Consider the following 20877-nt stretch of genomic DNA (forward strand, 5'->3'; position numbering starts at 1 on the left):
GTCACAACACGTAGTCCAACCGGACCCACCTCACACATTTCGAGAAGGAGTGCACGATGTTGGTGATACTCGGCTTCCTCATGGTAGCCGCCTTCATGTTCTTGATCTTGACCAAGAGAGCCACGCCCGTCGTCGCACTCACCCTCGTCCCCGTCATCTTCGGTCTGCTGGCCGGCGCGGGACTCGGCATCGGTGACATGATCACCGACGGCATCAAGTCCCTCGCTCCCACCGCGGCCCTGCTGTTCTTCGCCATCATCTTCTTCGGAATCATGATCGACGTCGGACTGTTCGACCCACTGGTGCGCGGCATCCTGCGTCTCGTACGCAACGACCCGATGAAACTTGTTGTCGGAACGGCCATTCTGGCCATGGTCGTCTCGCTCGACGGCGACGGCTCGACCACCTTCATCATCGTCACGTCCGCACTGCTGCCGCTCTACCTGAAACTCGGTGTCAGCCCGGTCATTCTGACGGTCGTCGCCGGACTCGCCAACGGCACGATGAACATCATCCCGTGGGGCGGCCCGACGGTTCGCGCTGCATCCGCTCTGGGAATCTCCCCGTCCGACGTGTTCGTTCCGATGGTTCCGTCGATGATCGTCGGCCTGATCATCGTGCTGCTCTTCGCCGTTCACCTCGGCATCATGGAGCGTCGACGCATCGGCAAGCTGATCTACGAACCCGAACTTGTTTCCTCGGGCGGCGGCGGAAGCATCCGTAAGGGCGGCAAGGGAACCGGCGGAGCGGGAACCGGCGGATCGGACGGCTCCGGCGAATCGGGTCAGTTCTTCGACGGTCTCGACCCCAATCGCGACACGCTGCGCCCGAAGTTGCTCTGGTTCAACGCTGCTCTGACGGTCGTTCTCCTCGTCATCCTGGTCATGGACATTCTTCCCATCCCGGTGCTGTTCATGATCGCTGCCTCGATCGCGCTGACGGTCAACTTCCCGAAGGTCAAGGAGCAGGGCGACGCGATCGCTCGGCACTCGTCCTCCATCGTCTCCGTCGTCGCCATGGTGCTCGCCGCAGCAATCCTGACGGGCGTCTTCCAGGGCACCGGCATGGTCGAGGCCATGGCCGAGTGGCTGCTCAACGTCATCCCGCCGGGAATGGGCCCGTACCTGGCCGTCATCACCGGCATCCTGAGCATCCCGCTGACGTTCTTCATGACCAACGACGCGTTCTACTTCGGCATCCTGCCGGTGCTCACCGAGACCGCCGAGAAGTACGGCATCGACCCGGTCGAGATGGCCCGTGCCTCGATCACCGGTCAGCCCGTCCACCTGCAGAGCCCGCTGGTTCCGGCCATCCTGCTCCTGGTGACCCTGGCCGGAGTCTCGCTGGCCGATCACCACAAGAAGGTGTTGTGGCGAGCGGTGGTCGTCTCCCTTGCAATGCTGGCGGTCGGCATCGTCCTCGGTCAGATTCCGTTCGGCTGATCCCTCACCCCCACCTTCCTGAAGGAGACACCGTCATGACTGTTGGCGTACTGCACAACAATTCACCCGAGGGCCGCGCAGCACTCGCGGCCGCCGTTCGAGAAGCTCGGATCAGAGAGACCGATCTGGTCGTCCTGCACGCACTGTCGGGATCGGCCGAGCCGTCCGCCGAGGCAGGCGAAACCGCTGCGGTCTCCACCTCAGTGGAGACCGCCCTCGCCGACATCGACAACGCAGAGGCCGTGGCCTGGACCGTGGCGGTAGGTCGCCCCGATCCCGACGCGGTGAACACTCTGCTGACTCTGGTGGAGGAGCAGAAGTCCGAGATCCTCGTGGTCGGCTCCCGGCACCGCTCGGCAGTCGGCAAGTTCCTGATGGGACAGACGATTCAGCGCCTGCTGCTCGAAATTCCGGTTCCGGTTCTACTGGTCAAGTCCGGAGCGTGAATGTTGCCGACAAGGTGACGACCGTAGTGCGGCACAGCCTCCGATGGATCGGCCTCGCGGCCGTATCCGTCGGGGGCTGGGCCCTTTTCGCGAGTCTGGGCCTCACCGCGCCGTCGCTGTTCGCCGCACTCGTCGTCGCCGTGGTGTTCGCACTGACGGGGTTGGGGCCGGCCGCCGTGCCCCGGCCTGCGTCCATGGCTGCGCAGGGCACGCTGGCGGTGACGATCGGACTCATGCTCGACACCGACACCCTCGCTGCGCTGGGTGAGAACTGGATTCCCGCGGTCACCGTCGGATTGGCGACCCTGATCGTCAGCGCCGGCTGCGGCGCTCTGCTGGCACTGCACCGCGACGTCGATCCGGTGACCGGAGCACTGTCGCTGATTGCCGGTGGCGCAACAGGTCTTGTCTCGGTCGCCCGCGAGCTCGGTGGTGACGAGCGCATCGTCGCCGTGGTCCAGTATCTCCGCGTGGCGTTGGTGGTCGTCACGATGCCGTTGATCGTCACCTTCGCCTTTCACACCGACACCGGTGGAACGTCCGGTTCCGACGAGGCGTCGACGACACCGTGGTACATCGGCACGGCCTTTCTGGTCGGTGCCGTCGTCGTCGGAATCCTGCTCGCGAAGACGATCCGACTCCCCGCCCCCGCCACGCTCGGACCGCTGATCGTCGCCGGAGCCTGCGAGCTTTTCGGCTGGCCCGTCGACATCTCCGTCCCGGAAGTACTGCTGCCGTTGGCGTTCATCGTCATCGGATGGCAGGCGGGACTTGCCTTCACCGTCGCCAGCCTGCGGGCCATCGGTCGCATCTTCCCGTGGGCCGCGCTGCTCGTACTCACGATCGGTCTGATCTGCGCACTCCTGGGCTGGGCGCTGTCCGCCGTCACCGGAGTCAGCATGTTGACCGGTTATCTCGCGACGACGCCCGGCGGACTGGCCGCAGTGCTCGCCGTGTCCGCGACGACGGGATCTGACGTCACGTTCGTCGCCTGCGTTCAGGTGATCCGGCTGGTGTCGATGCTCGTGGCCGCGCCCCTCGCTGCTGCCGCGTACACCAGGATCGCCGAACGCAAGAATGCACGCGCAGCCAGTGAATCAACCGTCGGTTCGGGGTAGTTCGACCCGAAAAGTTGCGCCCTGTCCCGGGCTACTTCGCACGTCCACGGTCCCGTTGTGGGCGGCGACCAGGGCTGCGACTATGGACAGGCCGAGCCCACTGCCCCCGCTCTCACGGGTCCGGGACGAGTCGGTGCGATAGAAGCGCTCGAAGACGTGAGCTGCTTCCTCCTCACCCAGCCCAGGGCCGGTGTCTTGCACCTCGAGCACCACCGACTCCTCGGTGGTGCCCACGCACACCGTGATCGACGCGGACTCGGGCGTGTGCCGCACTGCGTTCCCCACGAGGTTGGCCAACACCTGACGCAGCCGGGCATCGTCGCCGGCGACCTCCGGAATACCCGGTCCTGCCGATACCTTCAACGAGATGTCGCGTGCGGGCGAGACTGCTTTCGCATCGTGCACGGCATCGGCGGCGATGGTGAGCACGTCGACTCGACGTACCTCGAGGGGACGCTGGGCATCGAGTCGCGCGAGCATGAGCAGATCCTCGACGAGCAGTCCCATGCGCGCCGATTCGCCCTCGATCCGCGTCATCAACAATGCGATGTCGCTCATCGCCCCCTGCCGGTACAGCTCGGCGAATCCCCGGATGGTCGTCAGCGGAGTCCGCAGTTCGTGGCTGGCGTCGGCGACGAACCGGCGCATCCGATCCTCGGACGCCCGCGCCGCTTCTTCCGAGGCGGCGGTCGCTGCGAACGCCCGCTGTATCTGCGAGAGCATTCCGTTCAATGCCGCCGACAGTCGACCGACTTCCGTTCTCTCGCTGCGGTGGGGCACCCGCCGGTGCAGATCGCCTGCGGCAATCGCAGCTGCCGTCGTCTCCACCTCACGCAACGGCCGCAGACTGCGCCGCACCACGAAGTACGCCACCACACCCAACACCACCAATACCGCTGCCCCGATGTACAACTGGAGCACCATCAGTCGGCTGACGGTCTGCTGATTGGGACCGAGCGGTATACCCACCGTGGTGGATCCGTCACTGTTGGTCACCGTCAACACTCGCCACTGTTTCCCTGGGTCGCTCTCGGAGCCGACCGTCGTCGGGCGATCGGCGGTGACACCGGAGAGATCCGGAACACTTTCTGCCACATCGTTGATGGGACCCCGTACGGTGCCGTCGTTCGCCACGGACCGGACGTAGAAATTCGACGGCGGGCGACCAGGATTGGGCTCGCCGATGGGTGGAAGTGGGCGGGAGTCCGGTTGCGCCCAACCCCGAGATGCCTCGACCAACTGCTGATCGAGGCGACGCATCAACGACGTCTCCAACGAGGACGTCACCGCGACACCCGATGCCAGCAGTCCGAGCCCGACCAACAGCAGCAGGGCCGCAACCAGAGTGAAGCGCAGCGGGATGTCCCCCAGCCGTGAGCGGAGGCCGGTCACCGCGGCTGCCGCATGACGTAGCCGACGCCCCGCAACGTGTGGATCAATCGGGTATCGCCCGTGTCGACCTTACGACGCAGATACGACACGTACGACTCCACCACTCCCACCTCACCGCCGAAGTCGTAGTGCCACACGTGATCCAGAATGCGGGGCTTGCTCAGCACTGTTCCGGCATTGACCATGAAGTACCGCAGCAGCGTGAACTCGGTCGGCGAGAGCGAGACCGGCTTGCCTGCCTTCCACACCTCGTGGGTGTCGTCGTCGAGTTCGATGTCCGCGAACGCAACTCGCGACGATTCCGTCTCCTCGGTCCGACCGGACCGGCGCAGAATCACTCGGAGCCGAGCCACCACCTCCTCGAGACTGAACGGCTTGGTGACGTAGTCGTCCGCGCCGAGCGTCAGACCGGTCACCTTGTCTTCCACGGAATCTCGCGCCGTCAGGAACAACGCCGGAGCATCCACTCCGTCTGCACGCAGCCTGCGCAGCAGACCGAAGCCGTCCATGCCCGGCATCATGACGTCGAGGATCAGTGCCTCGGGCCGAAAGGTACGCGACTTGTCCAGGGCCTCGGGGCCGGAGGACGCCGTCGCGACCTCGAATCCCTGGAACTTGAGACTGACCGCCAACAGCTCGACGATTGTCGGTTCGTCGTCGACGATCAGTACACGCGCTTCGGGGGTTTCGCTCACGGTGTCATCATCGCGCGCGTTGCTGCTCGTCCGCTGGACTCTCGCTGTGAGGTTGCTGTGAGCCCCGACAGAGAGGGGCCCCAAGAGAGGGCATGATGGAGCGCGATGCTCCCTGCGAACACCGATCGCCGCACGAGGCGCAGGCCGACGGTCACTTCCATGCACGTATTCGCAACTCTGCTCGTGTTGGGCATCGTGACAGGTCCGTACCTCGCCGAGTGGGTCGCCGCCTCCCCTGCCCTGCGAACCGGAGCCACCGTCTTCACCGGGATCTTCGTGCAGGCGACGCCGTTCCTGGTGCTGGGTGTGCTCGTCAGCGGCGGCATCGCCGCGTTCGTCTCCCCGGCCGTGCTTCGACGTGTGGTCCCGAAGAACGAGCCCGCGGCCGTCGGTGTGAGCGGACTCGCCGGGATGGCATTGCCCGGGTGCGAGTGCGGTGCTGTTCCCGTCTCCCGGCGGTTGATGGACCAGGGAATGCCGACGTCGGCCGCTCTGGCATTTCTGCTGTCGGCACCGGCGATCAACCCCGTCGTTCTCGTGTCGACTGCGGTGGCCTTTCCTGGTGAGCCGGCAATGGTTCTCGCCCGGTTCCTCGCCTCGCTCGCCACCGCCGTAGTGATGGGCTGGCTGTGGACGCGATTCGGTAAGGCCGAGTGGATCACCGCGCGGCTGGCGGATCGTGGTCACGATCACGAAGGCTCGAAGTGGGAGACGTTCCGCGAGTCGGCTCGTGCAGACCTGCTGCAGGCCGGGGCGTTTCTGGTGTTCGGTGCCGCGGCGGCCGCGGCCCTGCACCTGGTGATTCCCGATCGGGTGTACGAGCACCTGGCCGGTCAGCTTCTGCTGGCCATCGTGGTGATGGCCGTACTGGCGGTTCTGTTGGCGCTGTGTTCGGAGGCCGACGCGTTCGTCGCGGCCAGTATGTCGATGCTGCCGCTGCTCCCGCGCCTGGTCTTCCTGGTGGTCGGCCCGGCCGTCGATCTGAAGTTGATGGCGATGCAGGCAGGCAGCTTCGGGCGCGGTTTCGTCGTCCGCTTCGCACCACTGACCTTCGTCGTGGCGATCGTGTGCGCCTCGGTCGTCGGCGGATTCCTGATCGGCGCGCGATGAAACGCGAGGTGCAGAACGTCCTGCTGTTCCTCTTCGGCGGAGCGATCGTGAAGATCTCGCTCGACGGCAGCTTCGTTCGATACGTCAAACCGTCGCTGCATCCGTATCTGCTGATCGCGGGCGTGCTGATCGTCGTCCTCGCGGCAGCCTCGATCGTCGCCGACATCCTGCGCGGTGGGCCGACGGACGGCCACGATCACGACGCACGCCCGTATTGGCTGCTGCTCGTGCCGATTGCGGTGATCCTCCTCGTCGCCCCGCCCGCGCTCGGTGTCTCGGCGGTCGGCGACCGATCCGTGGACGCCGTCTCGACCCACGAGAAGACACCCTTCCCGCCGTTACCCGACGGGCAGGCACCGGACGTCCCGTTGCTCGACGTCGTACAGCGGGCGGTCCGAGATTCCGAGGGCAGCCTCGACGGCCGGGAGATCAGTGTCACCGGATTCGCCGTGGCGACGGCGAACGGCGGGTCGCCGCGCGTCGACGGCACGACCGGCGGTGTCGACCTCGCCCGCGTCCTGATCATCTGCTGCGCGGCCGACGCACGATCCATCCGAATTCACCTGGACTCCAATTCGACTGTGCTCGAAAATGTTCCGGACGGAACCTGGCTGCAGCTCACCGGCACCGTCGACGCATCGACCGCGACCGAAGCCACCGCCTTCACCCCCACGATGACGGTCTCGACGGCCCGGCGCATCGACCCGCCGACGAACACGTACGCGTACTGACACCGGAAAATTCGCGTCCCCGCCGAGGAAGAATTGGTACCGTCGTACAGGTCACTTCCGACAATCGGACGAGGCGCGCCGTACCCGAACAGCGACAAGACGGTGCCGAGAGGTGATTTCTCATGGCATGGCTGATTCTCGTCGTTTCCGGCGTTCTCGAAGCGATCTGGGCGACTGCGCTCGGTAAGTCCGAGGGCTTCTCCAAGCTCGGACCATCGGTAGTTTTCGGTGTCGCGGTGGTGCTCAGCATGATCGGTCTCGCGGTGGCGATGCGGTCGTTGCCCACCGGAACCGCGTATGCGGTGTGGGTGGGAATCGGTGCCACCTTGACCGTGGCGTACGCGATGATCACCGGTGCCGAAGCAGCGTCGTTCCTCAAAGTCGTACTTCTGGTCGGCATCGTCGGCTGCGTTGTGGGACTGAAGGTTCTTCACTGATTTTCCCGGCTACAAGCAGTTACAGTAAAACGATGAACTGGGTGTCAGCGATCACACTGCCCGCACGGGCCGGCTTGGCCATCGCCGAGCAGGCGATCGGCGTCGCAGAGGTCGCGTTGGCGACCACCAGGATGGCGTTGGCCACCGGCGCGTCCGGCACGGCCGGTGTGGCGTCGCTCGCCAATCCGCGCGGCGGCACTATGCAGCTGCTCACCCAGCTCGGCCAGCTCACCTCCGACGATCGCGCGTTGGGCAACGCCCTGAAAGAGGGCGGGCCACTCGACCGCCTACTTGCCCAGGGCGGCGTCGTCGATCGACTCACGTCCGAGGACGGCACGCTCGAGCGTCTGCTGTCTCCGGGTGGGCCGGTCGAACGCATTCTCGCTCCCGGCGGACCGCTGGACCGACTGCTCGCCGAGGACGGACCGCTCGAGCGGTTGCTCGCCGAAGGCGGTCTTCTGGACAGGATCACCGCCACCAACGGCCCCCTCGAACGCCTGACGGCGAAGGACGGTCCGCTCGAGGTGCTGACGCGTCAGGACGGTCTGATCGAACGGGCCATCGCGGAGAACGGCATTCTCGAGACGATGCTGGCCGAGGACGGTGCCGTCGAGCGTCTGACGGCCAAGGGCGGGCCGCTGGACCAGTTGGTCAAACTCTCCGAGACGCTGACGTCCGTGGCTCCGAACATCGAGCGTATGAGTATCTCGATCGACATCCTGCAGGATTCCGTGGAGATCCTCTCGGCGGCGGTGCATCCACTCGGCGAGCTGGTCGGACGGCTGCCGAGCCGCTGGCTCAAGAGCGGTAAGCAGTCGGTGCACGAGCTGCACTGACGGGCCGCAACTTCGGCGCTTCGCCGAGAGTCGTCGGCGGCAGATGTTAGCGCTCACACTGCTCACGCGCGGTGCAAAAAGAAATCTTTGACAATGCCGATGTTATCGCTCACACTTTCGTTTTGATGTGATGCGAACCACACGGGACCACCCGACGGCCTCCGCTTCACGGTCTACCTCACAACACAGGGAGAAACGATGAAGTTTCGAAAGCTATCCATGGCTACGGCCGCGGTGGCCCTCACCCTCACGCTCGGTGCGTGCGGATCGAGTACCAAGACCGCAGACGAGGCTCCGGCCGAGGGCGGCAGCACCGCAGGTGCGTTGATCGGCGTCACCATGCCGACGAAGTCCTCCGCCCGTTGGATCGCCGACGGCGACAACCTCAAGAGCGCGTTGGAGGGCCAGGGATACAAGGTCGACCTGCAGTACGCGGAGAACGACATTCCCACCCAGGTCAACCAGATCGAGAATCAGATCACCCAGGGCGCGAAGCTGCTGATCGTGGCCTCGGTGGACGGCACCGCCATCACCACCCAGCTGCAGGAAGCCAAGGACAACGGCATCGGTGTCATCGCCTACGACCGGCTCATCCGCAACTCCCCGGACGTCGACTACTACGCGACGTTCGACAACTACAAGGTCGGCGTCGACCAGGCCACCTCACTGTTGGTCGGCCTCGGGCTGAAGAACGAGGACGGCACCGACAAGGCCGACGCGCCCGCCGGCCCGCTCAACATCGAGGTTTTCGCCGGTTCGCCCGACGACAACAACGCCACCTTCTTCTTCGACGGTGCCATGGAGACCCTGAAGCCGTACCTGGACAAGGGAACTCTGAAGATCGGTAGTGGCGAGTCCGACTTCGGAACCGCTGCCACCCTGCGCTGGGATCCGGCGACGGCACAGAAGCGCATGGAAGACCTGCTGACCAAGACGTACTCCTCGGGCCAGAAGGTTCAGGGCGTGCTCTCCCCGTACGACGGTCTGTCGATCGGAATTCTGTCCGCGCTCAAGAGCAACGGCTACGGAACCGCCGGTCAGCCCTACCCGGTCGTCACCGGACAGGACGCCGAGGTCCCGTCGGTCAAGTCGATCATCGCCGGTGAGCAGTACTCCACGATCTACAAGGACACGCGCCAGCTCGCCGAGGTCACGATCCAGATGGCTCAGGCCATGCTCAACGGTCAGACTCCCGAGACCAACAACACCACCGATTACGACAACGGCGAGAAGGTCGTTCCGGCGTACCTGCTGCAGCCCGAGATCGTCTACAAGGACAACTACGAGAAGCTGCTCGTCGAGGGTGGCTACTACACCGAGGATCAGTTGAAGTGAGTTCGGCGATGACGAGCCCGATTCTGGAGATGCGCGGCATCACCAAAACATTTCCCGGCGTCAAGGCGCTACAGGATGTCACTCTCTCGGTGAATCGCGGCGAGATCCACGCGATCTGCGGCGAGAACGGAGCAGGCAAGTCGACGCTCATGAAGGTGTTGTCGGGTGTGTACGCACACGACACATTCGACGGCGACATCGTGTTCGACGGTCGAGAGTGCTCGTTCTCCGACATCCGAAGTAGCGAGGCCGAGGGCATCGTCATCATCCATCAGGAACTCGCACTGAGTCCGCATCTCTCCATTGCCGAGAACATCTTTCTCGGCAACGAGCGGTCCAAGCGCGGGTTCATCGACTGGAACCGAACCAATTCCGAGGCCGCAGCCCTTCTGAACCGGGTAGGGCTGCGGGAGAATCCCGTCAACGTCGTGAGCGACCTCGGCGTCGGCAAGCAGCAACTCGTCGAGATCGCCAAGGCACTGTCCAAGGACGTGACCCTGCTGATTCTCGACGAACCCACTGCGGCACTCAACGATTCCGACTCCGCACATCTGCTGGATCTGTTGCGCGGTCTACGGGACGAGGGCATCACGTGCGTGATCATCTCGCACAAGCTCAACGAGATCGCGGCCATTGCCGACCGGACCACGATCATCCGGGACGGCAAGACCATCAAGACGCTGGACATGCGAGACCCGGACGTCACCGAGGATCGCATCATCTCGCTGATGGTCGGCCGCGATCTCGAGCACCGGTTTCCGCCCCACGAATCGACTGTGGGAGAAGAAGTTCTGCGCATCGAGGACTGGACCGTGCACAGTCCGACCCAGCAGGGCCGAACCGTCGTCGACAAGGCGAACCTCACGCTGCGGCGCGGTGAGATCGTCGGCCTCGCCGGATTGATGGGTGCCGGCCGTACCGAGTTGGCCATGAGCGTCTTCGGCCGAAGCTACGGGATCGACATCTCGGGACGGCTCTACAAGTACGGCAAGGAAATTCACGTCAAGTCCGTCAACGATGCCATCCATCACGGCATCGCGTACGCCACCGAGGATCGGAAACGGTACGGGCTGAACCTGATCGACGACATCAAGCGCAACATTTCCACCGCGGCGCTGGACAAGTTGGTGACGGGAGGCTTCGTCGACGCCAACCAGGAATACAAAGTCGCCGAGGGCTTCCGCAAGAGCATGAACATCAAGGCACCGAACGTCTCCGCCGTGGTCGGCAAACTCTCCGGCGGCAATCAGCAGAAAGTCGTGCTGAGCAAATGGATCTTCAGCGATCCCGACGTGCTCATCCTCGACGAACCGACGCGAGGAATCGACGTCGGCGCGAAATTCGAAATCTATTCGATCATCAACCAACTCGCCGACGCCGGAAAAGCAGTGCTGGTGATCTCGTCCGAACTTCCGGAACTTCTCGGTCTGTGCGACCGGATCTACGCGCTGTCCGCCGGCCGGATCACCGGTGAGGTCGACCGCGAGGACGCAACCCAGGAATCTCTCATGCATCTCATGACCCGTGGAACAGGAGTACTTCGATGAACCAGCTGTCGACCGTTCGGGGGCTGCTCACGCGAAACCTCCGACAGAGCGGAATCTTCATCGCGTTCGCGCTGATCATCGTGCTCTTCACCGTGCTGACCGGAGGTCAGCTGTTGGTGCCGCAGAACATCAGCAACATGGTGGTGCAGAACTCGTACATTCTCATTCTGGCCATCGGCATGGTCGTGATCATCATCGCCGGCCATATCGACCTGTCCGTCGGATCGGTGGTGGCGGCCACCGGAGCCATCGCCGGTGTCCTCATGGTCCAACAGAACGTGCCGTGGCCACTGGCGGTGCTGATAACGTTGATCGTCGGCGGCCTGATCGGTGCCTGGCAGGGTTATTGGGTCGCGTACTTCGGCATTCCCGCTTTCATCGTCACCCTCGCAGGAATGCTCGTCTTCCGCGCGGTGACTCTCATCGTCCTCGGCAACCAGGGCATCGGGCCGTTCCCCGGACCGGTACGCACACTGTCCAACGGCTTCCTGCCCGGCTTCATGGGCAATGTGGGACTCGGGCCATTGGGTGGGGCGGATATCTTCACGTTGCTCGTCGCGATTCTCGCGGTCGCCGGAATCGTGTTCAGCCAGTGGCGTTCTCGAACGGGCCGGCAGAAGTACGGCCAGACCGTGGACGCGATGCCGCTGTTCCTGATCAAGATGGCATTCGCTGCCGCTCTCGTGCTTGCGATTGCCGTCCAGTTGGCTCGCTTCAAGAACCTGCCGTACGTGCTGATCCTGCTCGCCGTGTTGGTCATGGGTTACTCGACGTTGGCCGGCAAGACCGTATTCGGTCGGCACGTGTACGCCATCGGCGGCAACATTCACGCCGCGTCCCTGTCCGGTATCAAGGTCAAGCCGGTCACGTTCTGGATCTTCGTCAACATGGGTGTTCTCTCGGCTCTGGCCGGAATCATCTTCGCCGGACGCCTCAACCAGGCCGGTCCTACTGCGGGCAACGGCTTCGAGCTCGACGCCATCGCGGCGGCGTTCATCGGTGGCGCAGCCGTACAGGGCGGCGTCGGCCGCATCGTCGGCGCGCTGACCGGTGGACTCATCATCGCCGTGATCAACAGCGGTATGTCGCTGATCGGATCACCCAGCGAAAGAGTGCAATTGGTCAAGGGCCTGGTGCTGCTCGCAGCCGTGGCGTTCGACATCTGGACCAAGCGTCGTGCGGCGAGCGGTAAGGGCGGCAAGGGAGACAAAGCCGCGTCCCCCACCAGTTACCTGGGCGTACCGGTACCCGCCGAGATGTTCTCCCCCGGCGAGCCCGGAAAGCCCGCACCGCCGACCTCTGCATCGATGACGAAAACGACGTGATCCGGGCGGTGACGCGCCGATCCGGTCCGGGCATGCTGAGATGGTGTTCGACCAGCGAAGGAGGATGCGTGCGATGACGCCGACCCGCGGACCGGCCATGACCGACGTCGCTCGGCTCGCGGGTGTGTCCCACCAGACCGTCTCACGGGTCATCAACGGCCATCCCAACGTCACCGAGGCGACCAGAACGAGGGTCGAGCAGGCCATCGCGGAGCTCGGCTACCGGCCGAACACCGCAGCTCGCGCTCTGGTCACCGGCCGCAGCAGCACCATCGGGATCGTCGGCACCGGCAACGCTCTGTACGGGCCGGTGTCGACGCTCTACAGCGTCGAACAGGCCGCACGACAGGCCGGATACTCCGTCGTCGTCGGCGTCCCCACCTCGTTCGACGAGGTGGCGATCAGCACCTGCGTGCGCAGGTTGCAAAAACAGGGCGTCGACGGCGTCGTCGTCATCGCGCCGTTGAGCACCGACGGCGGCGACATCGCCGAGTTGGCCGCCGAACTGCCACTGGTGGCCGTCGAAGGATCGCCGGAAGGCGATCTGGCGGTTGTCTCGGTCGATCAGGTCGCCGGCGCGCAATCCGCCACCACACATCTGCTCTCACTCGGTCACCGCGCCGTCTGGCACGTCGCAGGCCCCTCGGGGTGGTACGAGGCGGCCGATCGAGTCATCGGGTGGCGCTCGGCCCACGAGCAGGCCGGTGTCGAACCGCCACTCGTTCTCGCCGGCGACTGGACCGCGAAGTCCGGCTTCGAGGCCGGCTGCCGATTGGCCGAGAACCCGGATGTCACAGCGGTGTTCGCCGGAAACGATGCGATGGCTCTCGGGGTGTTGCGCGCCCTCGAAGTGCACGGCCGAAAAGTTCCGACGGACGTCAGCGTGGTCGGTTTCGACGACGTTCCCGACGCGGAGTTCTTCTCCCCTCCCCTGACGACGATCCGTCAGGAATTCAGCGAGGTCGGCATCCGCAGTGTCGAAATACTGTTGGCCCAAATCGATTCCGGCAACCGCAGCACCCGGCGCTCGCGCATCGAGCCGAGCCTGGTGATCCGGTCCAGCACTGCCGAGGCCCGTGACGCTCACATCCGTAGCTGAATCTCCACCAACAACCGCGCGTCCGGATCCGACACATCCAACTCCAGAATCTGCTCGACGCGTCGGATGCGGTAACGCACCGTGTTCGGGTGGATGTGCAGCCTCTCCGCTGCGGCACGGACGTCACCGAAGCAGGCCAGGTACGTCTCGAGACTCTCTCGCATCGCGCCGTCGTGGGTGGCGTCGTACCGATCCAGCGCCGCGATCCGCGGGTCCCGTAACTGCTCGTGATTCGAGATGATGTCGACGATCTCGCCCAGCAGCACAGACGTTCTCGACTCTGCGAGCGTGGTGACCCGAACGTCGCCCGTGGTCGCGTCCAATACTCGGTCGACCTCGAACCGGGCTGCGGCCACCCCGTCGAGATCGGCGATCGGCGCGGCCACCGCAGCGCGCAAGCACAGTCCGGTTCGAGTCTCGATGCGCGACACGGCATCTGCGGTCCACACCGGAATCGCCGTCCCCGACGCAGCTCCGGAGAACAGTACGTAGATCCTCTCGCCGATGACGGTCACCAGCGAGTCTCGCCTGAATGCGCTGGCGTGCAACCGGATCGACGGAGCCAGACCAGTGATGTCGAATTCACCACAGGCGGCGAATCCGACGACCGCGGCCGTCCCCGTGGTCGGAATCGACAGCGCCGCGGCCAGCGACGGAATGTCCACGCCGCCACCCCGCGCGCCCAGCAGTCGCTGAATCTGCAGCGCCTCGTTGGTCGGGGCGTTCGCGATGCGGGTGATCAGCCGGGCGGCGACCGCCGATGCTCCGCGCAACACCGCATCGGCGTCCACCGACAGCGGACGCGCGCCTTCCTGAACCCAGATCGTTCCCAGAGTCGTTGCTGCGCCGCTTATTCGACGTATCCCGACGGCAAGGCGTCGACGAATACCGAGTTCGGCGTCGGCCGGTACGTCGATGACGTCGTCGGTACGGCGGAGTCGATCGAACACCCCACGCTCGTGCAGACGGCGAAGGTAGTCGGCCGGTCCCTCTCGCCCCAGGATCGACAGGGTCCGCAACTCGTCGGCCGAGTCGTCCGATGCCGAGTACGCCAATACGTGCGAGCGCTCGTCCTCGATGCTCACCATGCCCTTGGTCAAGGACGCAACCGTCTGCGCCAGCTCGTACAGATCGGTGTCCGCTCCGAACAGCCCGTCCTCCGAGGCCGGTGCGCGGGACTGGTCCAGGACTCCGCGCATCGTCGACAGCAGCAGTTCCCAGCGGGTCTGGTGGTGTACCGCGACCAAGGCGATTCCGGTCTCTCGGGCGGCGTGGGCCAACGCGGTCGAGTCGGCCACCTTGGTCAGCACCGCGAGGGGCCTGTCGACCACCGGACGCAACGCCAGATCGTCGAACCACCGCAGCGCATCGGTCTCGGTGACGCCGACCAGCAGGGTCAGATCGGCTGCCGTTCCCGGTGGTCGACGAAGGTCGTCGCCGTCGAGCAGGGCCACGGACTCGACGGTGATCTCGGTTCCCGCCGGCGCGACCACGAGCTCGACCACCGCGCTGTGCAGCGACGTCAGCAGAGAACGCAGCGTCACAGTATTGGCCATGCGGACAAGTACATCACGAATTCTTTGGCCGATGAGCTGATTGAACGGGACGTCGAGGCGACTTCAATGAGCTGCACACACCCGAGTGCGAGGAGTCACCATGGACGCGGTCACATCAGTTCCCACCCCGGTCAACGAGCCGGTCAACACCTATGCCCCCGGAAGCGCCGAGCGCGCCAGGCTGCGCATCCGCTTGGACGAACTGCGCGCGAATCCGGTCCGCATCCATCAGGTGATCGGCGGTGTCCACCGCGACGCCGCCGGCACCGATACCGATGTGGTCGAACCCCACAAGCACGCGTCGGTCATCGGTAGCTTCGCCGAGGCAACGCACCGGGACGTGCAGGACGCGATCTCCGCGGCGACCGCGGCCGCACCGGCCTGGCGCGATCTTCCGTTCGACGAGCGAGCTGCAGTGTTCCTGCGCGCGGCCGATCTGCTGTCGGGTCCGTGGCGCGAAAGGATTGCTGCTGCAACCATGCTCGGGCAGTCCAAGTCGGCCTACCAGGCCGAGATCGACGCACCGTGCGAGCTGATCGACTTCTGGCGGTTCAACGTCGCGTTCGCACGACAGATCCTCGCCGATCAGCCGGTGTCGGCCCCGGGCGTGTGGAATCGCGTCGAGTACCGCCCGCTCGAGGGTTTCGTCTACGCGATCACACCGTTCAACTTCACCGCCATTGCCGGCAACCTCCCCACGGCGCCTGCACTGATGGGCAACACGGTGCTGTGGAAGCCGTCGCCCACCCAGGCAGTCGCCGCGTACCTGACGCTGCAGTTGCTCGAGGCGGCAGGTCTGCCGCCGGGAGTGATCAACCTCGTCCTCGGCGACGGTCCGATGGTCTCCGAGGTAGCTCTGGCCGATCCACGCCTGGCGGGCATCCACTTCACCGGATCCACTGCGACCTTCCAGACGCTGTGGCGCGAGGTCGGCAACAACATCTCGAACTACCACTCCTACCCGCGGCTCGTCGGCGAGACCGGCGGCAAGGATTTCGTCGTCGCGCACAGCTCGGCCGATCCGGACGTGTTGACCACAGCCATGATTCGCGGTGCCTTCGACTTCCAGGGGCAGAAGTGTTCGGCCGCTTCGCGGGCATTCGTACCGAAGTCGCTGTGGGCTCGCATGGGTGAGACGTTCATCGAGCAGGTGTCGGCCCTGAAGTACGGCGACGTCACCGACCTGTCGAACTACGGCGGTGCCGTCATCGACCGAAAAGCGTTCGACCGCAACGCAGCAGCGCTCGACCGCGCGAAATCCGTGACGGGCCTGACCATTGCCGCCGGTGGAACGTGCGACGACACGGAAGGATACTTCGTCTCTCCCACAGTTCTTCTCGGCGACGACCCCACCGACGAAGCCTTCACCACCGAGTACTTCGGCCCCATTCTGGCCGTGCACGTCTACGACGACAACCGGCCCGACGCCTATGCCGACGTACTGCGCACCGTCGACACCGGATCGAAGTACGCACTGACCGGTGCCGTCATCGCCACCGATCGCACGGCCGTCGAGCAGGCCCATTCGGCACTGCGATTCGCCGCCGGAAACTTCTACGTCAACGACAAGCCCACCGGCGCGGTCGTCGGTCAGCAACCGTTCGGCGGAGCGCGTGCGTCGGGTACCAACGACAAGGCCGGCTCACCGCAGAACCTGTTGCGCTGGGCATCGGCACGCACGGTCAAGGAAACGTTCGTCCCGCCGACCGCACACGGCTACCCCCATCAGGAAGGCGAGGGCACACGATGACCACAGTGCTGAGCAACCCACTGCGGCCGGCTCTGCTGGCGGCCGCACGCTCACCGAAATTGCAGGCCACCGTGACGCGGCTGCGTGCCACCCGATCGCTCGTCGACCGCTTCGTCGCCGGTGAATCGGAGCCCGCCGTGGTCACCGCCGTCGATGCCCTGCTGGCGTCGGGACGATTCGTCTCGGTGGACTATCTGGGCGAGGACACCACCGACCGCGCGCAGGCGACGGCCACCGTGCAGTCGTATCTGTCACTGATACAACGCTTTTCGACGCGTAGTACCGCCAGCACCGCGCTCGAGGTATCGCTCAAACTCTCGGCCCTCGGTCAGGGAATCGACCGGACGCTCGCGCTCGAGAACGCGCGCGAGATCTGTACCGCCGCAGCAGCGGCGGGAGTGTGGGTGACCGTCGACGCCGAGGACCACACCACCACCGACTCGACCCTGTCCATCGTGCGCGAACTGCGGCACGACTTTCCCGATCTCGGCACGGTGCTGCAGGCGTACCTGAAACGAACCGAGGCCGACTGCAGGGAGCTGTCCGGACCGAGATCTCGCATCCGCCTGTGCAAGGGCGCGTACAACGAGCCGGCGTCGGTGGCGTTCCAGGGTGCACGGGATGTGTCGGACTCCTACCTACGGTGCCTGGAAGTGCTGATGAACGGCAGCGGCTACCCCATGGTCGCCTCCCACGATCCCGAGATGATCGAGGCGGCGGAGCGACTCGCCGCGAACGCCGGACGGTCCGCAGCCGACTTCGAGTTCCAGATGCTGTTCGGAATTCGCGACCAGGAACAACGGCGACTGGTCGACGCCGGAAAGCACGTGCGTGTCTATGTGCCCTACGGAGAGCAGTGGTACGGCTACTTCATGCGCAGACTCGCAGAGCGGCCGGCCAACCTGATGTTCTTCGCGCGGTCACTGGCTTCACGCAACTGACTTCACTCTCATCGGCGAACGTGTGTTCGAAAGTGTGTCGGTGGGTCGCGGTAGATTCTGTTCATGCTTTCGGGGGACGGCGGATCAGGGGTGGACGGCATCGAGACGGTGCCGCCTGCCCCCGTCGTGTCCGACCCTGTCTTGGCTGGGTTGGTCGAGGCGGTGGAGTCGGCGGTCGCGGAGTTGGTGGGGCAGGCGTCGGCGGCGTGGTCGAATGCCGACCGGCGTGCGGTGATCCAACGCATGGAAACTGTGTCGCGGTCTGTGACGGCGTATTCGCACACCTGGCTCAACGAGTTGATCGCTCAACATGGCCTCGATGTGTATCCGGGTTCGGTGCCGTGCTCGGTGGCGTGGATGCTGCGGATCACCCCACGTGCGGCCGGTGCGCGGGTGCGTCTGGCGGCGGAGTTGGGTGATCGCACCGCATTGTCCGGCGAAGCCCTGCCTGCGTTGTTGCCGCACACCGCGGAAGCGTTGCGGGCGGGACTGCTCGATGCCCAGCATGTGCAGATGATCCGCGAATTCTTCAAGCATCTGCCGGCCAGTGTCGATCCGCAGACGCGGGAGCGGGCCGAACAGCAGTTGGTGGGTCTCGCCTCGACGAGGCGGCCCGACGACTTCGCGCCGTTGGTCGCGCACCTGGACTCGATCCTCGACCCCGACGGCGATCACGACGAGAACGAAGACGGTAAGGCCAAGCCACGCAAACGACGGGATGCGTTCTTCTATCTCGGTGAGCAGGGTTCCGACGGTATGTCCGAGGGGAAGTTCTGCGTCGACTCGGAGCTTCGGGCCTACCTCGAAGCCCTGTTCTCGAAAGCCGCGAAGCCGGGGGTGAACAATCCTGCAGACCCGACATCGATCGTCCACGAGGATGAGACCAGTGATGACGGGAGCGCGACTGCCGCTGCGCCGACACCGGACCCCACTGCCCGCAACGCCGGATCGAACGATGCCGGGTCGAGCGATGCAGGCCTGTGGGATGGAACGGACTGCAACGGGAACGACGAATGCCCGGACGCTCACGCCTGCGTCGCGGGCTGTGAGCGCAACTGCGGCGAGACCAACTGCGGTGAGACCAACTGCGGTGAGACCGACTGCGGTGAGACCGACTGCGGCGATGATGCCGATTGTGGTTGCGGCACAAAGCAGGACGATTCTGGTTGCGAGGACGCTGCTGAACCCGGTGGCCACTTCGAATCAACTACCGACGACAACGACGACAACGACGTGCCACCGGACACCGCTGCTCGCGACGCTGCCGCCGCACGTGATCGACGCACCCAGAACGAACGCCGTCACGACGCCCTGAAGATGGCGCTCCGGCACACCCTCGCCTCCGGGACGCTCGGCACCCACCGCGGGCTGCCCGTCACCGCCATCGTCACCATGAGCCTCAAAGACCTCGAATCAGGCTGCGGCTACGCCATGACCGCCACCGGATCCCGCGTCTCGATCCGCGACGCCATCCGCATGGCTTCGCACGCCCACCACTACCTGACCATCTTCGACGACAACGGCAGAGCCCTGTACTTGGGCCGATCCAAACGCATCGCCTCCGCCGACCAACGCATCCTGCTCATCGCCCGAAACCGCGGCTGCAGCTTCCCCTCCTGCACCCGACCTGCAACCTGGTGCCAGTCCCATCACGTCGACGACTGGGTCGAGGGCGGACCCACCGACATCGACTCCCTGACCTTCGCCTGCGACATGCACCACGCACTCGTCGGCACCGGTCCCGGAAAGTGGGCCACCACCAAAACCACAGCAGGACATCGCTATCCGGGCAGAACCCTGTGGCACCCACCGACCGGAATGGACCCCACACGCCGTGGGCTGATCAACCACGCCCACCACCCCGAAGAAGTCCTCTACCCACCCGACCACCACAACGACAACACCCGCGACACAGGCGACACAGGCGACACCGGCGACGAAGAACCACGACAACCCGCATGACGACCCACACCACCACCACGGCACAGCTCTGCCTTCAACACAGCCTCGCCTCCCACACAGCCCGGCCCTCCAACACAACCCGGCCTTACTACCCAGCCCCGGCTTCTGCCCAGCTCTATCCGGAGTGCGCGGCATTGGCTTCCGCTTCTCTTAGCGGCCGGTGCCGGTGATGCGGCTGGGTTAGGTTGCGCAACATCGGGGCACCCTCACCGCATGGCAAATTACAGAGTTATCGACCCGCACGGAACCGTCGTCGCCACCAAGGACATCACCAGTTCCGAGGACGCGCACGCCTGGTTCAAGGACAGCCGCGCCGACAACGAGGAGCTGGGCTGGCGCCTCGAAGTCGAGCACGACGGCGACTGGGCATTCTTCAGTGACTCGGAAGGCACCAAGGACTAGACCTTGTGCATTCACACGACGATCGGGCGGTCCCAGTGATTCGCGGGACCGCCCGATCGTTGTGCGGGGGACGGCAAACGACAGTGGGCAGCCCCTGTGCAGGAGCTGCCCACCTCTTGTCGCGGCGATGTCGCCGCCAGTTCTATTGGTCGGTCGTCGGTCGGGAGGTCGGAATCGTCGACTCGAGGTCGGCAACCTGCAGGAGGCGGGTCACCGATCGGCTTGCCACGATCGACCACGAAGCACCGATACCAGCCGTGTATTCACGAACTGCATCGAAGACGGAGAGTCCGGCGATGCCGAAGAACTCGACATTGGACAGGTCGAGAGTCAGATGCCGTTTGCTGGACACGCGACTGCAGACGAAATCGGAGAACATCGGCGCGCTGAGCATGTCGATGTCGCCGTGGACGGCGACGACGAGTGAACCGTCGGTGCCGTCGTGCGCGGTGAAGATGGCTCCGGTTGCTGCAACGGACACGGACTTCTCCGCGACGCTCACCGAAGTGGTTCGAACTTTGTTGCCTCGTGATTCAACACTCATGGCAGATCCCATCGATCGGTCGAACTGAAGGGGAAACCGATCTACGCAACGGGAGCAGAATTCTTCGCCTGACCCGGGCGCACACTTCGCTGCGTTTCCCCGTGACCGGCTGTTAGCTCAACCACGGCCAACCCTACGGCACCGGCACGCTCGGAGTCCAGCATTGACACAATGCGGGCCCCCACCAGCGGTTCGAACATCCCGATGCC

Annotated in this window: 19 protein-coding genes and 1 riboswitch; of the genes, 15 read left to right on the top strand and 4 right to left on the bottom strand. The window is 64.9% G+C overall.

Going from position 1 to position 20877, the window contains the following annotated elements; translation table 11 throughout:
- Window positions 1-56: 56 nt before the first annotated feature.
- The 3 genes from CH266_RS15485 to CH266_RS15495 are packed head-to-tail and all read left to right on the top strand — an operon-like array spanning window position 57 to window position 3006.
- Window positions 57-1442: a CitMHS family transporter gene (locus CH266_RS15485; protein ID WP_094715660.1), complete on the top strand. Its 1386-nt coding sequence runs from the start codon at window positions 57-59 to the stop codon at window positions 1440-1442.
- 35 nt (window positions 1443-1477) lie between these two features.
- Window positions 1478-1888, top strand: coding sequence for a universal stress protein (locus CH266_RS15490; protein ID WP_027495792.1), 411 nt, complete (start codon window positions 1478-1480; stop codon window positions 1886-1888).
- Window positions 1885-3006, top strand: coding sequence for an AbrB family transcriptional regulator (locus tag CH266_RS15495; RefSeq protein ID WP_094715661.1), 1122 nt, complete (start codon window positions 1885-1887; stop codon window positions 3004-3006). The genes CH266_RS15490 and CH266_RS15495 overlap by 4 nt, the downstream gene beginning before the upstream one ends.
- Here the strand turns inward: CH266_RS15495 and CH266_RS15500 are convergent.
- Both CH266_RS15500 and CH266_RS15505 read right to left on the bottom strand, forming a co-directional pair.
- A complete protein-coding gene (locus CH266_RS15500; RefSeq protein ID WP_255175932.1) occupies window positions 2986-4398 on the bottom strand; it encodes a sensor histidine kinase in 1413 nt (470 codons plus the stop codon). The genes CH266_RS15495 and CH266_RS15500 overlap by 21 nt on opposite strands.
- Window positions 4395-5093, bottom strand: coding sequence for a response regulator transcription factor (locus CH266_RS15505; protein ID WP_094715662.1), 699 nt, complete (start codon window positions 5091-5093; stop codon window positions 4395-4397). The genes CH266_RS15500 and CH266_RS15505 overlap by 4 nt, the downstream gene beginning before the upstream one ends.
- A gap of 105 nt (window positions 5094-5198) precedes the next feature.
- Between CH266_RS15505 and CH266_RS15510 the strand changes: the two genes are divergently transcribed.
- From CH266_RS15510 to CH266_RS15545, 8 genes are all read left to right on the top strand, one after another.
- Window positions 5199-6203, top strand: coding sequence for a permease (locus CH266_RS15510; RefSeq protein WP_094715663.1), 1005 nt, complete (start codon window positions 5199-5201; stop codon window positions 6201-6203).
- Complete coding sequence (locus tag CH266_RS15515; RefSeq protein WP_094715664.1) at window positions 6200-6934, top strand: TIGR03943 family putative permease subunit; 735 nt, start codon at window positions 6200-6202, stop codon at window positions 6932-6934. Before CH266_RS15510 ends, CH266_RS15515 begins: the two co-directional genes overlap by 4 nt.
- A gap of 45 nt (window positions 6935-6979) precedes the next feature.
- A riboswitch (guanidine-III (ykkC-III) riboswitch) is annotated at window positions 6980-7043 on the top strand.
- A 13-nt stretch (window positions 7044-7056) separates the two neighbouring features.
- Entirely contained in the window at window positions 7057-7371 is a 315-nt protein-coding gene (locus tag CH266_RS15520; RefSeq protein WP_027495786.1) for a DMT family transporter, read from the top strand.
- Between the two features lie 32 nt (window positions 7372-7403).
- The gene (locus CH266_RS15525) at window positions 7404-8207 is read left to right on the top strand and encodes a hypothetical protein (RefSeq protein WP_027495785.1); all 804 of its coding nucleotides are present in this window, start codon (window positions 7404-7406) and stop codon (window positions 8205-8207) included.
- A 198-nt stretch (window positions 8208-8405) separates the two neighbouring features.
- On the top strand, window positions 8406-9542 hold the full coding sequence (chvE, locus tag CH266_RS15530) for a multiple monosaccharide ABC transporter substrate-binding protein (protein WP_027495784.1): 1137 nt from the start codon (window positions 8406-8408) through the stop codon (window positions 9540-9542).
- Between the two features lie 8 nt (window positions 9543-9550).
- Window positions 9551-11089, top strand: a complete 1539-nt coding sequence (mmsA, locus tag CH266_RS15535) for a multiple monosaccharide ABC transporter ATP-binding protein (RefSeq protein ID WP_032367932.1) — start codon at window positions 9551-9553, stop codon at window positions 11087-11089.
- Complete coding sequence (gene mmsB, locus CH266_RS15540) at window positions 11086-12414, top strand: multiple monosaccharide ABC transporter permease (RefSeq protein ID WP_027495782.1); 1329 nt, start codon at window positions 11086-11088, stop codon at window positions 12412-12414. Before mmsA ends, mmsB begins: the two co-directional genes overlap by 4 nt.
- 73 nt (window positions 12415-12487) lie before the next feature.
- Entirely contained in the window at window positions 12488-13513 is a 1026-nt protein-coding gene (locus tag CH266_RS15545; protein ID WP_032367931.1) for a LacI family DNA-binding transcriptional regulator, read from the top strand.
- Here the strand turns inward: CH266_RS15545 and CH266_RS15550 are convergent.
- The gene (locus tag CH266_RS15550; RefSeq protein ID WP_094715665.1) at window positions 13498-15069 is read right to left on the bottom strand and encodes a PucR family transcriptional regulator; all 1572 of its coding nucleotides are present in this window, start codon (window positions 15067-15069) and stop codon (window positions 13498-13500) included. The genes CH266_RS15545 and CH266_RS15550 overlap by 16 nt on opposite strands.
- Before the next feature lie 100 nt (window positions 15070-15169).
- Here CH266_RS15550 and pruA point away from each other — a divergent pair, with 100 nt between their 5' ends.
- The 4 genes from pruA to CH266_RS15570 all read left to right on the top strand — a co-directional run bounded on the left by pruA (window position 15170) and on the right by CH266_RS15570 (window position 20124).
- Window positions 15170-16819, top strand: coding sequence for an L-glutamate gamma-semialdehyde dehydrogenase (pruA, locus tag CH266_RS15555; RefSeq protein WP_032371593.1), 1650 nt, complete (start codon window positions 15170-15172; stop codon window positions 16817-16819).
- Window positions 16816-17760 carry a proline dehydrogenase family protein gene (locus CH266_RS15560; RefSeq protein WP_094715666.1) on the top strand — a complete coding sequence of 315 codons (945 nt, stop codon included), beginning with the start codon at window positions 16816-16818 and terminating at the stop codon, window positions 17758-17760. The genes pruA and CH266_RS15560 overlap by 4 nt, the downstream gene beginning before the upstream one ends.
- A 63-nt stretch (window positions 17761-17823) precedes the next feature.
- Window positions 17824-19722: a DUF222 domain-containing protein gene (locus CH266_RS15565; protein ID WP_094715667.1), complete on the top strand. Its 1899-nt coding sequence runs from the start codon at window positions 17824-17826 to the stop codon at window positions 19720-19722.
- 213 nt (window positions 19723-19935) lie between these two features.
- A complete protein-coding gene (locus tag CH266_RS15570) occupies window positions 19936-20124 on the top strand; it encodes a hypothetical protein (protein WP_027495777.1) in 189 nt (62 codons plus the stop codon).
- A gap of 142 nt (window positions 20125-20266) precedes the next feature.
- On the opposite strand, the gene CH266_RS15575 is transcribed toward CH266_RS15570, so the two are convergent.
- Window positions 20267-20605, bottom strand: a complete 339-nt coding sequence (locus tag CH266_RS15575; protein WP_230073692.1) for an STAS domain-containing protein — start codon at window positions 20603-20605, stop codon at window positions 20267-20269.
- Window positions 20606-20877 lie beyond the last annotated feature (272 nt).

The organism is Rhodococcus sp. 06-1474-1B, assembly GCF_002258885.1.
Taxonomy (GTDB): Bacteria; Actinomycetota; Actinomycetes; order Mycobacteriales; family Mycobacteriaceae; genus Rhodococcoides; species Rhodococcoides fascians.

What these genes read in the sequence shown, in the direction of transcription:
- mmsB (WP_027495782.1), top strand. Translation starts at nt 11,086, where the DNA reads ATGAACCAGCTGTCGACCGTTCGGGGGCTGCTCACGCGAAACCTCCGA.
- CH266_RS15560 (WP_094715666.1), top strand. Translation starts at nt 16,816, where the DNA reads ATGACCACAGTGCTGAGCAACCCACTGCGGCCGGCTCTGCTGGCGGCC.
- chvE (WP_027495784.1), top strand. Translation starts at nt 8,406, where the DNA reads ATGAAGTTTCGAAAGCTATCCATGGCTACGGCCGCGGTGGCCCTCACC.
- CH266_RS15525 (WP_027495785.1), top strand. Translation starts at nt 7,404, where the DNA reads ATGAACTGGGTGTCAGCGATCACACTGCCCGCACGGGCCGGCTTGGCC.
- CH266_RS15545 (WP_032367931.1), top strand. Translation starts at nt 12,488, where the DNA reads ATGACGCCGACCCGCGGACCGGCCATGACCGACGTCGCTCGGCTCGCG.
- CH266_RS15520 (WP_027495786.1), top strand. Translation starts at nt 7,057, where the DNA reads ATGGCATGGCTGATTCTCGTCGTTTCCGGCGTTCTCGAAGCGATCTGG.
- CH266_RS15550 (WP_094715665.1), bottom strand. Translation starts at nt 15,069, where the DNA reads ATGGCCAATACTGTGACGCTGCGTTCTCTGCTGACGTCGCTGCACAGC.
- pruA (WP_032371593.1), top strand. Translation starts at nt 15,170, where the DNA reads ATGGACGCGGTCACATCAGTTCCCACCCCGGTCAACGAGCCGGTCAAC.
- CH266_RS15565 (WP_094715667.1), top strand. Translation starts at nt 17,824, where the DNA reads ATGCTTTCGGGGGACGGCGGATCAGGGGTGGACGGCATCGAGACGGTG.
- CH266_RS15570 (WP_027495777.1), top strand. Translation starts at nt 19,936, where the DNA reads ATGGCAAATTACAGAGTTATCGACCCGCACGGAACCGTCGTCGCCACC.
- CH266_RS15490 (WP_027495792.1), top strand. Translation starts at nt 1,478, where the DNA reads ATGACTGTTGGCGTACTGCACAACAATTCACCCGAGGGCCGCGCAGCA.
- mmsA (WP_032367932.1), top strand. Translation starts at nt 9,551, where the DNA reads ATGACGAGCCCGATTCTGGAGATGCGCGGCATCACCAAAACATTTCCC.
- CH266_RS15510 (WP_094715663.1), top strand. Translation starts at nt 5,199, where the DNA reads ATGCTCCCTGCGAACACCGATCGCCGCACGAGGCGCAGGCCGACGGTC.
- CH266_RS15485 (WP_094715660.1), top strand. Translation starts at nt 57, where the DNA reads ATGTTGGTGATACTCGGCTTCCTCATGGTAGCCGCCTTCATGTTCTTG.
- CH266_RS15515 (WP_094715664.1), top strand. Translation starts at nt 6,200, where the DNA reads ATGAAACGCGAGGTGCAGAACGTCCTGCTGTTCCTCTTCGGCGGAGCG.